A 15,317-nucleotide genomic window follows, 5' to 3' on the forward strand; every position below is an offset into this window, starting at 1 on the left:
GCCTTACGCGATCACCACGAGCGGCTGGTCGTATTCGACCGGCTGCGCGTTTTCGACGAGGATCGCCTTGACCGTGCCCGAAGCCGGCGCGGTGATCGGGTTCATGACCTTCATCGCCTCGACGATGAGCAGCGTGTCCCCGGCCTTGACCTGCTGGCCGACGCTCACGAACGCCGCGGCGCTCGGATCGGGCGAGAGATAGGCGGTGCCGACCATCGGCGACTTGATGGCACCTGCCACGTCGGCGGCGGCCTCGGCGACCGGCGCAGCAGCGGCTGCCGGTGCGGCGGCGGGCGCGGCCATCGGCGCGGCGACCATCTGCGTGACGGGCGCGGCGGTCAGCGTGCGTGCGACGCGGATCTTGCGCTTGCCGTCTTCGACCTCGATTTCCGACAAGCCGGTATCGGCGAGCAGCTCAGCCAGCTCGCGCACCAGGGCGCTGTCGATTGCCATGTTTTCGGCGGCGTTCTTGTCGCCGTTGTCGTGGCCCATTGTAAACCTCACACGTGGGAACTTGCAGCGCAGCGCCATGCCCGCATGGGGCAGGGCTGGCAAGGGGGAAGGCGTCCCGCGATCCGGCCGATAACGGGAAAATTCCCGTTCAAAGGGTCAGGACGGCGTCCAGTGCGATGCTGTAGCTCGCCGGCCCGAAGCCCGCCACGGTGGCCTTGGCGGCCATGCCGACATAGCTGCGATGGCGGAATTCCTCGCGGCGATGCGGGTTGGACAAGTGCACCTCGATCACCGGGGTGCGGATCGACTTGATCGCATCATGCAGCGCCACGCTGGTGTGGGTATAGGCCCCTGCATTGAGCAGGACCGCCACGGCCCCGACAGCCTGCGCCTCGTGCAGCCAGTCGATCAGGTGCCCTTCGTGATTCGATTGGCGCAAGTCGATCGCCAGGCCCAGCTCCTGCGCGCGATCCTCGAGCCGGCCGGCGATGTCGTCGAGCGTGTCATGGCCATAGATTTCCGGCTCGCGCATCCCCAGCAGATTGAGATTGGGGCCGTTGAGCACGTAGACCACCGGCGTTTCGGTCGCGAAGTCGCGCCCATCGTGCTGGGCTGCGTCGTTGGCGGCGTCGGTCATGGTGGTCAGGCTTCCTGCGGTTGGCGATGCGCGCGGGTGTCGCAGCCCGGCACGGCGCTGGCAAGCCTCGGTTGCATGCCGGGGCTAGCCGGCAGCGCAACGCCTCCTCAGAGTATCAGGGCCACGGTATCAGCTGGCGACGGGAGGGCTGCCCATTTCGACAGGGCCGGCAAATCCGCCGTCGGGGGGCTGGACGACCACCTGCTGTTCGGGCGCTTCGCCATCCGGCGCGGGATCGGCGAAGGACTGCACGTCCGCGTTGTCTTCCGGCTGCGTGTCGGCACCGTCGCCATCGAGATTGGTATCGGCGGCATCATCGGCAGACCCCACCCTGACCGGCGAGACCGACCCCGCCGCGGATTCGGCCGCAGCCGCCCGCTTCTCCGCTGCGGCCGCCTTGGCTTCGGCGGCCGCGATGCGTTCCTCGAGCTTGCGGTCGCGATCGCTCTCGCTACTGCACCCCGCCAGCACAAGCGCGCCGCCAAAAACGGCAGCGCGCAACAGGATACGGGAAGGGCTCGCAGTCGTTCGCATGGGCAGGCCATACCTGCAAAAAGTTACCCGAAGCTAACCACGAGCGCCCCGATCCGCTGGTCGGTCAGGCGTCGTGCCCGGCAACGGGGCAACCGTTGGCCGCGACGCGGAAGTTCGACGAATGCTTGTAGGCCCGGTGGCGGGCACGGTTGATCCCGCCCAGCGGCCGGTGCGCCTCCAGCCCGTTCCAGGGCGAGAAGTGCAGGGTCTCGTCGATCCGAGCGACCTTTTCCGCGCTCCAGCTGTCCTGGGCGTCCACGGTCAGCGTCGCCACCTGCTGGAACGGCGTGTCCTCTTCCTTCCACTCGACGCTCGCATCCTCGACCGGCTGCGCTTCGGTGTCGCGCGCCAGCTGGACCTCGAAGGCCCATTCGCCGGTAAGCCCGGCCGAAGCCTCGCGGATCGCGGCGCGCAAGCCATCGGGCTGGCCCTTGGTGTCGACGACCGTGCCGGTGAGGGCCGTGAGGTCCGGCGAGATCGGGCGCAGCCGGAACTTGGCGACATGATCGCCGAAGCGGAACGGAACGGTGGAGTAATAGGTCTCGCCGAGCGGATGGACCTGCTTTGCGCCGCCCATTCCTTCGAGCGCGCCGGATTCGAGCCCTACCTTGCCCAGCGCGGTGTTGATGAAGCCGAGCACCGTCGAGAGCGCGACCTTGGCGCCCGGGGCGCGGTCGGTCGTCGCGGCCAGCAGCTTGAGCTTGCCCGCGAATTGGTCTGCCCGCGCGGTCGCGAACACGGGCGCGTTGACGAACAGGAAGTCCTGCACAGCACCTTCGGTACCGGCCAGCAGCGGGCCGTCGACGCCATCCACCTTGAGCGCGAGGCCACGCGGCAGAACGACGTTGTCGTCGAGGATGTCACCGGGATTGGTCGAGATGCGAACCGATGCGGCGTAGCTGCCCGCGTGGGCGAAAAGGCCCTGTGCCAGCTCGGGTGCCAGGCCGTCGTGCACGCGGAACGTGCCTTCGAACAGGCCATGCGCCTTGGCATGCACCGCCCGGACCGCGTGTCCGTAGTCTTCCGCCGTGGTTTCGAGAATGTGATCGAACGACTTTTCGAGCGAGGCGTCGGTATCGGCTTCGTCGTCGCGCAGTTGCTCGAGGTCGGCGGTGTAGCGGATCGGGGGAGGCAGCATCGGTGACGTCCTTGGGCTAACCTGGATCAGGATTGCCCGGGAACGTGCGAAGCGCGGGAATGATCCTGCGCCAGGAAAAAGTGGCCGAAAACCGCCCGCCAAGCCGATCAAAGCAAAAGGGCCGCGGCGGAAATTTTCCGCGGCGGCCCTTTGGCGTTTTGCCTGAAATCGTTGGTCGGGACGAGAGGATTCGAACCTCCGACCCCCACACCCCCAGTGTGATGCGCTACCAGGCTGCGCTACGTCCCGACCGGAGGCGCCGCATTAGGCGGGTGTTTTTGCGATGGCAACCCCCTTGCGGAACGCGACGGCATGCCGGAGCAATTTTGCCTGTGGATTGCTGACCCATCCATGCGGCCGGTGCCGGCTAAGTGCAGGCAATGCCTGCGCGATGGGCCTCTTGATTGCCTTGGCCGGCCCGAAATGCTAGCAGCCCGGCCCAATTGCAACAATCGGCAGAAGGCCCGGCATTCGCGTCGGGCCGGGGGTTGCAAACCCTGTCTGCCGCACCCACGAACGGTCTTGTCATGCTCAGCCTGCTTTCCGCCGCCGCCGCCAACGCTGCCTCGCCGCCCGCCTACCTGCAGTTCCTGCCGCTCGTGGCCATGGCCGTGATCTTCTATTTCCTCATCCTGCGCCCGCAGATGAAGCGCCAGAAGGAACACCAGCAGCGCCTCGCCGGCCTGCAGAAGGGCGACCAGGTCGTGACCGCCGGCGGCCTCATCGGCAAGATCGTGCGCATCGACGACGCCTATGTCGATCTGGAACTTGCGCCCAACGTCCGCGTCAAGGCCGTGCGCTCGACGCTGGGTGAAGTCGTGCCGCCGGGCGGCACCCCCGCCGCCAACGACTGATCCGCCACGCCAACCCGGGCGGCAGACCTCGCGTCCCGGTCCGCCCGTACCTTTTTTCCGAAAGCCCGATCATGCTCGATTTCCCGCGCTGGAAGGTGCTGATGTTGTGGGCGGTGACCATCGCGGTCTCGCTTGCCTCGCTCCCCTCGCTGTTCTCGGTCGCCGGCCTCGACTGGCCCGCCGCCCTGCCTTCGCCGAAGATCAATCTCGGCCTCGACCTTGCCGGCGGCAGCCACATCCTGCTCGAGGCGGACCCTTCGCAGGTGCGCCAGCAGCGGCTTGAAGGCATGGACGAATCGGTCCGCAACAAGCTCAAGCAGACCGATGCCACGATCCGCATCAGCGACATCAGCAACAACAACGGCAGCCTGACCTTCCTCGTCGACGATGTCAGCAAGGTCGATGCCGTGCGCGAGGCGATCCTGCCGCTGACGAGTGGCGCAGGCCTGACCGGACAGCGCGACTGGAACATCCAGGTCGTCGACGGCAACCGCTTCGTGCTGACGCCGACCCAGGAAGGCATCGACCAGGCGGTGAGCCAGGCGATGGACACTGCGGTCGAGGTGGTGCGCAAGCGTATCGACGGCCTTGGCACCAAGGAGCCGACGATCATCCGCCAGGGTGCGCAGCGCATCGTGGTGCAGGTGCCGGGCCTCCAGGATCCGCAGCAGCTCAAGGCCCTGCTGGGCCAGACCGCCAAGCTCGAGTTCAAGCTGGTCGACCAGTCGGCACTGCCGTCGGACATCGCCCGCGGCGTCGCGCCGGTGGGCAGCCAGATCGTGCCCTTCGCCGATCCCAAGATGGGCGGCGCGCTGGCCGTACGCCGGCTCGGCGGCATCCGCGGCGACGAGCTGACCAATGCGCAGGCGACCAACAACCCGCAGACCAACGAGCCGGTCGTCTCGATCACCTTCAACACCGACGGCGGCGCCAAGTTCGCCAAGCTGACCACGCAGAACGTCGGCAAGCCCTTCGCCATCATCCTCGACGGCAAGGTGCTGTCGGCGCCCAACATCAACGAACCGATCCTGGGCGGCAGCGCGCAGATTTCGGGCCGCTTCACTGCCGAGACCGCTGGCCAGCTGGCGATCTCGCTGCGGTCGGGCGCGCTGCCGGTCGACCTCAAGGTCGTGGAAGAGCGCACCGTCGGTCCCGACCTCGGCGCGGATTCGATCCACAAGGGCGTCATCGCGATGCTCGTGGGGACGCTCGCGCTGGTGGTCTTCATCGTCGTCACATACGGCCGGTTCGGGGTTTATGCCTGCGCCGCGCTGGTCGTGAACATGCTGATGATCCTCGGCGTCATGGCGGTGATGGGCGCGACGCTGACGCTGCCGGGCATCGCCGGCTTCGTGCTGACGATCGGCGCCGCGGTCGATGCCAACGTGCTGATCAACGAGCGCATCCGCGAGGAACGGCATCGTGGCCGGCGCGTCGTGGCGGCCGTGGAAACCGGCTACAAGGAAGCCAGCCGCGCGATCTTCGACGCCAACGTCACCAACGTCATCGCTGCCGTGCTGATGGCGAGCTTCGGCACCGGCCCGGTCAAGGGCTTCGCCGTCGTGCTGATGATCGGCATCGCCACCTCGGTCTATACCGCCGTGTGGCTCACCCGCATGTGGGTGGCGTTATGGCTCCGCCGCGCCCGCCCCGCTGACCTCAATCTGTAAAGGGAGCGCAGACGATGAAACTCCTCAAGCTCGTTCCCGACAACACCAACATCCACTTCCTCAAGTGGCGCATCCCGTTCTACGTCGTCAGCGTGCTGCTGATGGCGGCGTCGATCGCGCTCGTCGCCACGCGCGGGCTCAACCTTGGCGTCGACTTCGTCGGCGGGCAGATGATCCGCGTGACCTTCGAGCGCAGCGCCGAGGCGCCGGTCGGTGCGCTGCGCGACGAGGTCGCCAAGCTCGGCTATGGCGAGCCGATCATCCAGCGCTACGGCAAGCCCAACGAGATCTCGATCCGCATGAAACTGCCCGAGGGCAGCGAACACGATCCGGCACAGTCGGACAAGATGGCGCGTACCATCACCGCCGACATCAAGGCCAACCACGCCGATGCACGCATCGACGGCATCGATTCGGTTTCGGGCAAGGTGTCGAAGGAGCTTGGCTGGGACGCTTTCAAGGCGCTGGGCCTCGCCGCGCTGGCGGTCGCCGCCTACATCTGGCTGCGCTTCGAATGGCAGTTCGGTGTTGGCGCGCTGTTCAGCCTCGTTCACGACGTGACCATCACGATGGGCATGTTCGCGCTGACGCAGATGGAGTTCGACCTCAATATCGTGGCCGCGCTGCTGACGCTGATCGGGTATTCGCTCAACGATACGATCGTGGTCTATGACCGCATCCGCGAGAACCTGAAGAAGTATCGCAAGATGCCGTTGCCCGAGCTGCTCGACCTCTCGGTCAACGAGACGCTGGCGCGTACCATCGTGACCTCGCTGTCGATGCTGATCACGCTGTTCGCGCTGCTCGCCTTCGGGCCGGAAGTGATCTTCGGCTTCACCGCGGCGATCACGCTGGGCATCTTCATCGGGACGTACAGCTCGATCTACATGGCCGCGCCGATCCTGATCTGGCTCAAGGTCAATCCCAAGAGCTTCGTGCCGACCGAAAGCGCGCTCGAGAAGCAGGAGCGTCTCGCGCGCGAAGGCGCCTGATACGGCAATCCGACTTGTCCACGGTCCTCCCCGTCTCGGGGCGGGGAGGATTTTTTTGTGCCCTGCGAACGCTGGGGGAGCGCGGTCAGCCCTTGGCGACGCGGGTGTAGATCTCTGCCATGGCCGCCGCATTGGCTTCCCAGCTGAAGCGCGCGGCACAGGCCGCGACGGCCTCGGGCGCGCTGGGCTGCGCGATCAGGCCGGCCAGGGCACGGGCAATGGCCGCAGGTTCGCGCGCCGCGATGCGCCCGGCTGCGGGCGAGGCGATCACCTCGCGCGCGCCGCCGATGTCTGGGATGACCACCGGCGTTCCGCAGGCCAGTGCCTCGATCCATACATTCGCCAGTCCCTCGCGCTCCGAGGGCAGGACCATCGCACTGGCCCCGGCCATCAGCACCGGCACGAAATCGTGGCCCAGGGAACCGAGAAAATGGACGCGGTGCGCCACGTCCAGTTCACTGGCCAAGGCCTGCAGTGCCTTGCGATCGGGGCCTTCGCCGGCCAGCGCCAGACGGACGCGTTCGAGTCCGGGCTCGGCCAGTGCGCGGATCGCCAACTCCTGCCCCTTGATGCCGATCAGCGCGCCGACGCACGCCACCAGCGGGCCATCGGTCGGCAGGTTGAGCCGCTCGGCCAGGATCGCGCGAGAGGCCGCGCGTGGGCGGGGATGAAAGCGTCCGTGATCGAGCCCGGTGTAATGGACCGTGATGCGCTCCGCCGGCAGTCCCAGCAATGCCATGTCGTGCGCCAGTGCGTCCGACACGCTGAGCAGCGCACCGGCTCCTTGTGCGGCTTGGCGGATCTGCCGCAGCGCGGACGGCCGTGTGCCCCACAAATGGATGTCGGACCCGCGGGCCTTGATCGCATAGGGCACGCCCAGGGCCGCAGCGATCCGCGCGGCGGCGGGGCCATCGGGATAGAAGAACTGCGCGTCGACTAGGTCGAACGGCTGCTCGGCATGGAGCCGGCGGGCCAGTGGCAGGACGGCATGGACGATGGCAGCCGGGTTCAGCCTGCCCGACAAGCCTGGCACGAGAGGAAAGCGCGGGTGGTGGACCGTGACCCCGCTGCGGCGTTCCATCGTCGGGATCGCCCGCAGCGGTCCGTAGGTGCGGCGCAGCGGCGGCAGCAGCGACAAGGGAAACGGCGGCAGCCCGATCGGATTGATCACCGTCACATCCCAATCACCCCGCACCGCCAGGGCTTCCATCTGCCGGGCAACGAAGCGCCCGAACCCCGGACGAACCGATGCGGGATAGAGGGTCGACAGCGAAAGCAGGCGCAGCGTCATGCCACAGCGATAGTCGCGATCGGCCGAATGCGCGAGAGGGCTTGGCGATACCGGGCGCAGATCGGACCAAACGGGTCAGGGCGCGCCGGTCAGAGTTGGCGTACCAGGACCTCGGCCACCGCGATCCATGCTGGCCGGTCGATCACCAGCTGGCGTTGGCCCGGGCCCGGCGGCAGGAGTGCGAGCCGGCCGTCCCGCTGGTCGATCATTCGCCCGAAGGCAAACCGTCCGCCGGGGCGCGGCGCCAGAACATCGCGGTTGAGCGCCCGGCCAAGATCCGGCGGATCGATCCGCCGCAGCCAGACCTGATCGCCTGCGCGCCAATCGCCCGCGCTTGCCTCGACCGTGAGTGCGATCAGGTTTTCATGCCCGAGCAGCGTATCCGGCAATTGCGCCGCCACCGGTGCGGCCATAGGCTCGGTCCCGTTCGTGGTCAGCCGAGCAACGACCTCAGCCTGGCTGTCGTCGCCGGCGCGCACGAGAAGTTCCGGGTCGATGCCGAGCGCTGCACCAATCCGGTTCATCCATTTGAGCGAGAGCGACCGCGTGCCCGTTTCGAGGCGACCGATCGTCTGTGCGGTGGTTGCCGGTTGGCACCGTTCGGCGACGTCGGCGAGCGTGAGGCCCTTCTGCCGACGGATTTCACGAATCCGATTGATCATCTGGTTCGGTCCCATCCAGCAGGTTCAAGTATTTCCGAAGCTTACATATATTGCACTGCAAAGAGCAAGCCTTGATCCAGGCATAATGGTCCCGTCGTTCGTCGATCATGGTGCGTCGTTCGTCGAGCGGCCTGTGGCATGCGTTGCTCACCGAAGCGGTGCGTGGCAGGTCGTATCCCCTGAAACGAAGCCACAATTCGATCGGGGAGTGTCACCATAATGGCAGTAGCGGTAGAACGCAGGGATTTCCTTGGCTTGGCTGGAGGTGCCTTGGCAGGAGCATGGGCCGCCGGCGTGCCTTCGCTCGCATTTGCACAAGGCAGCGGCGATGCGTCCTTCAGCGCATTGCTCGACAAGCTGTTCGCGCAGAGCCTGCTGCTCGAGCCCGAACGCGCCACCGCGCTCGGCCTCGACACCGGCGCGCGCGCCGTTCTGCGCAGCCGCCTCGATGGCTCCAGCCGCGCAAGCCATCAGGCGACGCTGGCTTTCTATCGCGACGCCCGCGCCGCCGTCTCCGCGGTCGACCCCGCATCGCTGAGCCAGGCCAATCGCCGCAACCGTGCCATCGTGCTGCACCGCTTCGATGAGGAACTGGCGGGCGCCAAGTTCGACGTCGACAATCCGCAGACGCCGTTCGTGATCGACCAGCAGCGCGGCGCCTACTTCGGCGTCCCTGATTTCCTCGATAGCCAGCACCCGATCGAGACGACGGCCGATGCCGAGGCCTATCTCGCGCGCCTCGCGCGTTTCCCCGTGGTGCTCGACGACCAGACCGCCGAATTCGTCCGCCAGGCCGGCATGGGCCGCATCCCGCCGGTCTGGGCGATCGATCTCGCGCTTGGCCAGATGGGCAAGCTGCGCGGTGTGTCAGCAGGCAGCACGGGCATGGTCACCTCGCTGGTCCAGCGTGCGGCGGCCAAGGGTCTTGCAGGTAGCTGGCAAACCCGCGCCACCGCGATCGTCTCGGGCAAGGTCTTCCCGGCGCTCGATCGCCAGATGGCGGCATTGCGTCGCCTGCGTGCCAAGTCGCCCGCCGGCGACGGCATCTGGCGGCTCAAGGACGGTGCGGCGATCTATGCCGCCGCGCTGGAAGCCGCGACCACCACCAAGCTGACGCCCGAGCAGGTGCACCAGATGGGTCTGGACCAGGTCGCCGAAATCAGCGCGCAGCTCGACGACGTGCTCAAGGCCGCGGGCCACACCGGCGGTACGCTGGGCGAGCGCCTCTCCGCGCTCAACCGCGCGCCCGATCAGCTTTACGCCGACACCGCCGAGGGTCGCCAGCAGCTCATCGCCAGCCTCAACCGCGGCGTGGAGAAGATGCGGCTCGCGCTCCCCAAGGCCTTCGCCGACATTCCCAACGATCCGCTGTCGATCCGTGCGGTGCCGACCGACATCCAGGACGGTGCGCCGAACGGCTATTACAACAGCGCACCGCTGGATAAGTCGCGGCCGGCGATCTACTGGATCAACCTTAAGTCGGTGAACGACTGGCCTAAGTACACGCTGCCGTCTCTGACCTATCACGAGGGGATCCCGGGCCATCACCTCCAGGGCGGCTATGCGGCCGGCGGCGGCGAGCTGCCGATGATCCTGCGCGATTACTTCATCTCGTCCTATGGCGAGGGCTGGGCGCTTTATGCCGAGCAGCTGGCCGACGAACTCGGCGGCTACGAGGGGATCGAGCGCGCGGGCTATCTGCAGTCGTTCCTGTTCCGGGCGGTGCGCCTGGTCGTCGACACCGGCATCCACCACTATCGCTGGAGCCGCGAGAAGGCGACGGCCTACATGGTCGAGAAGACCGGCTTCACCCAGGCCCGCAGCCAGCGCGAGATCGAGCGTTACTGCACGATGATCGGTCAGGCATGCAGCTACAAGATCGGCCACACCGCGTGGGTCGCCAACCGTCGCAAGGCGGAGAAGGCGCTGGGCGACAAGTTCAGCCTCGCGTGGTTCCATGCCGTGCTCAAGGAAGGTGCGATGCCGCTGTCGATGCTCGAGGCGCGCATCGACGAGCGCATCGCCGAACGCCTGCGCGCCGGCTGACGCTGTATTGAGAAAAAGCCCGGCCTGCTTCATCGCAGGCCGGGCTTTTTCGCGTCAGGCGGTCCGGTCGCGCATCCGCCGCGTCTTGAGCCGGGGCGGTTCGGACAAGTCGCCATCCTCCATGATCTGCTGGCGGAACTGGTCGCGCTTCTCGTGGATCGAAGCGATTACCGGGCCCATCGGCACGCCGAGATCGACCAGCACCGCCTCGGACAGCTGCAGCGAGCTCTCCAGCGTTTCGGGCACGGCATGGCTGGCACCGGCCCGATAGAGCTGTGCCGCATGGGCCGTATCGCGCGCGCGCACGATGATCGGCACGTCGGGGGCCAGCCCGCGCAGTTTGCGCACGATGCGCAGCGCCAGAACCGGCTCGTCCATGGTGACAATCACGGCATTGGCATTTTCGAGATCGAGCCGGTCGATGACCGAGGCGCTGTCGATATTGCCGAACAGCACGGGCAGGCCCGCCGCGCGGGCCGACCGGACGACGCCGGGCTCCGCGTCGATCGCCACGAAGGGGCGGCCATGCTCGGCCATCATCTCGCCGATCAGGCGGCCGACGCGGCCATAGCCGAGGATCACGGCGCGCTGCCCCTCGACTGTCTCAATCGCGGCCATGCCATCGTCGCCGTGCTTGCGCACCTGCCCGGCGAACTTCTGGCCCAGCTTGGCCAGCAGCGGGGTGATGGTCAGCCCGATCGCGGTAACGATCTGCCAGAACTGCGCGGTGGCCGGCTGGATCAGCTGCGCCGTCGCCGCCGTGCCCAGCACGATCAGCGTCGTCTCCGAGGGGCTGGACATGAGGATGCCGGTCTCGACTGCGGTGGCCCGCTCCTGGCCCCAGACGCGCAGCAGAATGGCCGTCACCAGCGCCTTGATCACGACGACCCCGAGCACGCCAAGCGCGAGCGGTCCGAAGTTGGCGGCCACGACTCGCAAGTCGATGCCCATGCCCACCGTGATCAGGAACACGCCTAGCGCCAGGCCCTTGAACGGCTTGGTGATCGCCTCGACTTCGGTGTGGTATTCGGTCTCGGCAATCAGCAAGCCCGCGAGCAGCGCGCCCATGATCGGCGACAGCCCCGCGCCTCCGGTCGCCAGGGCGGCGACGATCACCACGAGCAGGCTGGCGGCGAGGAACAGCTCGGGGCTCTTGGTCTTGGCCGCCTGCGCGAAGAGCCGGGGGAGGCCGAAGCGGCCGAACAGCAGCAGCGCGGCAATGACCAAGCCGCCCTTCCACAAGGTCTCGACGAGGCTCGGCGCGCCGGCTGCGGCGACCGGGCCCAGCGCACCGAGCAGGAAGATGATCGGCACGAGGGCGATATCCTCGAACAGCAGCATCGACAGCGCGGCGCGCCCGACCGGGCCACTGGTGCCCGAAATGGGCAGGACGAGGGCGGTCGACGAGAGGGCGAGGGCAAGGCCCAGACCCATCGCGCCCGCGATAGGCTGGCCCATGGCCAACAGTCCGAGGCCGACAAGCAGGGCCGATCCAAACAGTTCCATGGCGCCGAGCCCGAATACCAGCCGACGCATCGACCACAGGCGGTTGAACGACAGCTCGAGCCCGATTTCGAACAGCAGCAGGATGATGCCGAACTCGGCAAAGGGCTCTATCGCATGGGGGTTCGATATCGTGACGTAATGCAGCCAGGGCACGGATTTGGCCATGGCGCCAAGGCCATAGGGGCCGACCAGCAGTCCGACGAGAATGAAGCCGATGATCGGCGTGATGCGGAACCGGGCGAACGCCGGGATGACGATGCCGGCGGCACCAAGGATGACGAGCGCATCGGACAGGGCGGAGGTCGAAGCAAGGGAGGAGGCGGCCATGCGGTCAGGCTAGGGGGCGAAGACCGGTTTGGCTAGGACCGCGCCACCCTTTTGTGTGACGTTATGTTACCGGCTGGCTCGTGCCGGCACTGGATCGGCTCAGACGGCGGCAACGATCAACTCCGCCTTGGCGAAGTGCCGCTGCGCGAGATCGTCGGGGGTGATCCAGAATTGCAGCACGTGGTCACCGAAGGGGTGGCCGATCGCATCGTCGCTGACCAATTCGAGCAGCAGGGAGTGGCTCTGGCGGCGTGCGGACTGGTCCTCTTCGGTCGCCGAGGCTGCGGCGAGCAGCCGATCCGGGGTGCGTGCATGGACCCGTGTGGCGGTGCGCACGGCAAGGGCATGCCGATAGGCGAGGCGCGCGATCAGTTCGGGCGGGAATTGCGGCGCGGATGCCGGAACGGCATGAAGCGTCGTCTCGACCGCAGCGACGCAGGCGGCTGGCGCGACCAGCCGGGCCAGCGGGGCGTAGCCCGATAGCCAGTCCCAGAACGCGGCGCGGACCGGCTCGGTGACGTCGGCGAAGGGCTGCTTGGTGCGGGCAAGGGCGTGCCACTCGCCGCTCTCCGAGGCGATCTGCGCAAACTTGTCCATGCGCGCTTCGCCGGCCAGCTCGGGCCACAGCACGCGGTCGTGGAGGTTGGCCGGCCGCTGCGCCTCGCGCAGGAGTTGCGCGGCGAGGATCTGGATCGCCAGCCAGTCGTGCGGATAGCCAAGCCAGGGCCGCGCCATCACGCCGTCCTCGCCGATGGCGAAGTCGTTGGGCGAGATCGCGAAGACCGCGGCCGGCGCGCCCTGCACCGCGAGCAGGGCGTCCGCACTGGCGGTGCTGTCCGACCACGTCGCGCCATCGATGTCGGGCGTCGGCCTTGCCGGGGCGAGGCCAATGGCCGTCGGCGTGACCGGCCAGCGCGGCAGGACATGCGGTGCATCGTCGGCGTCGGTCGCCCATGGCCAGGCTGACGCGGCGTTGTCGGCGAGCGCGGGAAGGAGGTCGTCTGGCGGGGTGCATTCACCCCAGCCGGACTCCTCGCCGGCACTGCCGTCGTCGATCCAGATGACCCGCCCTTCGGCCCCGCGAGCCGCGTCGAGCGCGTAGGAAAGATCGGCAAAGAACAGCAGCGCGCCGCTGGTCGGAAGAAGGTCGAGCCGCGCGGCCGCCGGAATGGCGGCGCAATCGACCTGCAGCAGGAAATGCAGCGCGCGATCGCCGGCGCGGGTGCGAGGCCAGTCGAACAGCGCATCGACACGCGGCACGCCGCCATAGAACGAGCGCGACGGTTCTTCGCCCGGCGGGAAAGCCTGGCGCAGCACGATCGCCTGGCCATGACTGGCCGCGATGGCGGGGTGGGGGGCGTTGCCCGAAAAGGTCGCGGCATGCGACGGCGGGTCGAACGGCGCGGGGCCAGCGGAAGGCCGGGTCCCGCGATCGAGATCGATCACGGCCGTGGGCAGGTCGCTTTCACCGCGCTCGGCCTCGTGCGCCACGGGCGCGGCGGCCTGGACGAAGGCTGGCAGCGACGGGGCATCCGGCTCCGCGTCGTCATCAGTCTGCTGCGCCGCGGGGCCAAAGCGGCGGCGGCGCTGAGGTGCGGCCTCGGCCACGGGGGCGGGCGGCACTTCTTCCAGCACTGGGTCGTCCGCTACAGCCTTGCCGGCCGAGCGGCGGCGGACGATGAGGACGAGCAGGCTACCCAGCGCCACGAGGATGGCCAGCCCGATCGCCGCTTCAACCGCTACTGCCGTCATGCCGTCCCCATCACTGCGCTGCGCGGGCTCGCGGGAGCCCGTCACATTCCCTGCTAGCGCGTCCTGGCCCCAAAAGAAAAGGCCCCGGCAAGCGCCGGAGCCTTTCTTTGCGGAGTAAACCGAGGGCGATCAGGCCCAGGCGGTCATTTCCTTCTCGAGGTTCTCGACGATCGCCTCGAAGAACTTCTCGGTGGTCATCCACGGCTGCTCGGGGCCGATGAGGATCGCGAGATCCTTGGTCATCTTGCCGCTTTCCACCGTCTCGATGCACACGCGCTCGAGCGTCTCGGCGAAACGCACCACATCGGGGGTCTCGTCGAACTTGCCGCGGTACATGAGGCCACGAGTCCAGGCGAAGATCGAGGCGATCGGGTTGGTGCTGGTCGCCTTGCCCTGCTGGTGCTGGCGATAGTGACGCGTCACCGTGCCGTGCGCCGCTTCGGCCTCGACGGTCTTGCCGTCCGGGGTCATCAGGACCGAGGTCATCAGGCCCAGCGAGCCGAAGCCCTGCGCAACGGTGTCCGACTGCACGTCGCCATCGTAGTTCTTGCAGGCCCAGACGAACTTGCCCGACCACTTGAGCGCCGAGGCGACCATGTCGTCGATCAGGCGGTGCTGGTATTCGATGCCGGCGGCCGCGAACTTTTCCTTGAAGCCTTCGCTGTCGAACACTTCCTGGAACAGGTCCTTGAAGCGGCCGTCATAGGCCTTGAGGATGGTGTTCTTGGTCGACAGGTAGACCGGCCAGCCGAGGTTCAAGCCATAGTTGAAGCTGGCGCGCGCGAAATCGCGGATCGAATCGTCGAGGTTGTACATCGCCATGGCGACGCCGGCCGACGGGAAGTCGAACACTTCGAGGTCGATCGACTCGCCGTTGACGCCGTCGAACACCAGGCGCAGCTTGCCGGGCCCGGGGATCAGCGTGTCGGTGGCCTTGTACTGGTCGCCGAACGCGTGACGGCCCACGACGATGGGGTCGGTCCAGCCCGGCACCAGGCGGGGCACGTTCTTGATCACGATCGGTTCGCGGAAGACCACGCCGCCCAGGATGTTGCGGATCGTGCCGTTGGGCGACTTCCACATCTTCTTGAGGCCGAATTCCTCGACGCGCTGTTCGTCGGGGGTGATCGTGGCGCACTTCACGCCCACGCCGTACTGCTTGATGGCGTTGGCGGAATCGATGGTGATCTGGTCACCGGTCTCGTCGCGCTTCTCGACCGAGAGGTCGTAATACTTGAGGTCCACGTCCAGATAGGGAAGGATCAGGCGCTCGCGGATCCATTCCCAGATGATGCGGGTCATCTCGTCGCCGTCGATCTCGACGATCGGGTTCTTCACCTTGATCTTCGCCATAGCGCTTGTTGCCTTGCCTGGGGAGTTGAACTGACCGCCCCATTAGCAGGTGCGGAAAGGGGCGCAAGCATACCGCGGGTTGAATCTTTGCAACTGCTTCGC

Annotated in this window: 13 protein-coding genes and 1 tRNA gene; 4 read left to right on the forward strand and 10 right to left on the reverse strand. The window is 67.3% G+C overall.

Annotated features, from left to right (window positions below; all coding sequences use genetic code 11):
• Positions 1-3 precede the first annotated feature (3 nt).
• From accB to V7Q48_RS08610, 5 genes are all read right to left on the reverse strand, one after another.
• Positions 4-492: an acetyl-CoA carboxylase biotin carboxyl carrier protein gene (gene accB / locus V7Q48_RS08590; protein ID WP_333837540.1), complete on the reverse strand. Its 489-nt coding sequence runs from the start codon at positions 490-492 to the stop codon at positions 4-6.
• Between the two features lie 109 nt (positions 493-601).
• On the reverse strand, positions 602-1,090 hold the full coding sequence (aroQ, locus tag V7Q48_RS08595) for a type II 3-dehydroquinate dehydratase (protein WP_333837542.1): 489 nt from the start codon (positions 1,088-1,090) through the stop codon (positions 602-604).
• A gap of 129 nt (positions 1,091-1,219) precedes the next feature.
• A complete protein-coding gene (locus V7Q48_RS08600; protein WP_333837544.1) occupies positions 1,220-1,624 on the reverse strand; it encodes a hypothetical protein in 405 nt (134 codons plus the stop codon).
• A gap of 64 nt (positions 1,625-1,688) precedes the next feature.
• On the reverse strand, positions 1,689-2,762 hold the full coding sequence (locus V7Q48_RS08605; RefSeq protein WP_333837545.1) for a catalase family protein: 1,074 nt from the start codon (positions 2,760-2,762) through the stop codon (positions 1,689-1,691).
• 172 nt (positions 2,763-2,934) lie between these two features.
• Positions 2,935-3,011: transfer RNA gene (locus tag V7Q48_RS08610), tRNA-Pro, on the reverse strand.
• A gap of 278 nt (positions 3,012-3,289) precedes the next feature.
• Here V7Q48_RS08610 and yajC point away from each other — a divergent pair.
• The 3 genes from yajC (at position 3,290) to secF (ending at position 6,278) form a co-directional block, all read left to right on the forward strand.
• Positions 3,290-3,616: a preprotein translocase subunit YajC gene (gene yajC, locus V7Q48_RS08615; RefSeq protein WP_333837546.1), complete on the forward strand. Its 327-nt coding sequence runs from the start codon at positions 3,290-3,292 to the stop codon at positions 3,614-3,616.
• Between the two features lie 71 nt (positions 3,617-3,687).
• Entirely contained in the window at positions 3,688-5,286 is a 1,599-nt protein-coding gene (gene secD, locus V7Q48_RS08620; RefSeq protein ID WP_333837547.1) for a protein translocase subunit SecD, read from the forward strand.
• Between the two features lie 14 nt (positions 5,287-5,300).
• A complete protein-coding gene (gene secF, locus V7Q48_RS08625) occupies positions 5,301-6,278 on the forward strand; it encodes a protein translocase subunit SecF (RefSeq protein WP_333837549.1) in 978 nt (325 codons plus the stop codon).
• An 85-nt stretch (positions 6,279-6,363) separates the two neighbouring features.
• Here secF and V7Q48_RS08630 read toward each other — a convergent pair whose 3' ends face one another.
• Positions 6,364-7,569, reverse strand: coding sequence for a glycosyltransferase (locus tag V7Q48_RS08630; protein WP_333837550.1), 1,206 nt, complete (start codon positions 7,567-7,569; stop codon positions 6,364-6,366).
• A gap of 89 nt (positions 7,570-7,658) precedes the next feature.
• Positions 7,659-8,231, reverse strand: a complete 573-nt coding sequence (locus V7Q48_RS08635; RefSeq protein ID WP_333837551.1) for a helix-turn-helix domain-containing protein — start codon at positions 8,229-8,231, stop codon at positions 7,659-7,661.
• A gap of 219 nt (positions 8,232-8,450) precedes the next feature.
• Here V7Q48_RS08635 and V7Q48_RS08640 point away from each other — a divergent pair, with 219 nt between their 5' ends.
• A complete protein-coding gene (locus tag V7Q48_RS08640; protein WP_442947112.1) occupies positions 8,451-10,277 on the forward strand; it encodes a DUF885 domain-containing protein in 1,827 nt (608 codons plus the stop codon).
• 54 nt (positions 10,278-10,331) lie between these two features.
• Here V7Q48_RS08640 and V7Q48_RS08645 read toward each other — a convergent pair whose 3' ends face one another.
• From V7Q48_RS08645 to V7Q48_RS08655, 3 genes are all read right to left on the reverse strand, one after another.
• On the reverse strand, positions 10,332-12,110 hold the full coding sequence (locus tag V7Q48_RS08645; protein WP_333837553.1) for a cation:proton antiporter domain-containing protein: 1,779 nt from the start codon (positions 12,108-12,110) through the stop codon (positions 10,332-10,334).
• A gap of 99 nt (positions 12,111-12,209) precedes the next feature.
• Entirely contained in the window at positions 12,210-13,862 is a 1,653-nt protein-coding gene (locus V7Q48_RS08650) for a DUF1963 domain-containing protein (protein ID WP_333837554.1), read from the reverse strand.
• Between the two features lie 129 nt (positions 13,863-13,991).
• Complete coding sequence (locus V7Q48_RS08655; protein ID WP_333837556.1) at positions 13,992-15,215, reverse strand: NADP-dependent isocitrate dehydrogenase; 1,224 nt, start codon at positions 15,213-15,215, stop codon at positions 13,992-13,994.
• Between the last annotated feature and the right edge of the window lie 102 nt (positions 15,216-15,317).

Source organism: Novosphingobium sp. (genome assembly GCF_036803765.1).
Taxonomy (GTDB): domain Bacteria; phylum Pseudomonadota; class Alphaproteobacteria; order Sphingomonadales; family Sphingomonadaceae; genus Novosphingobium.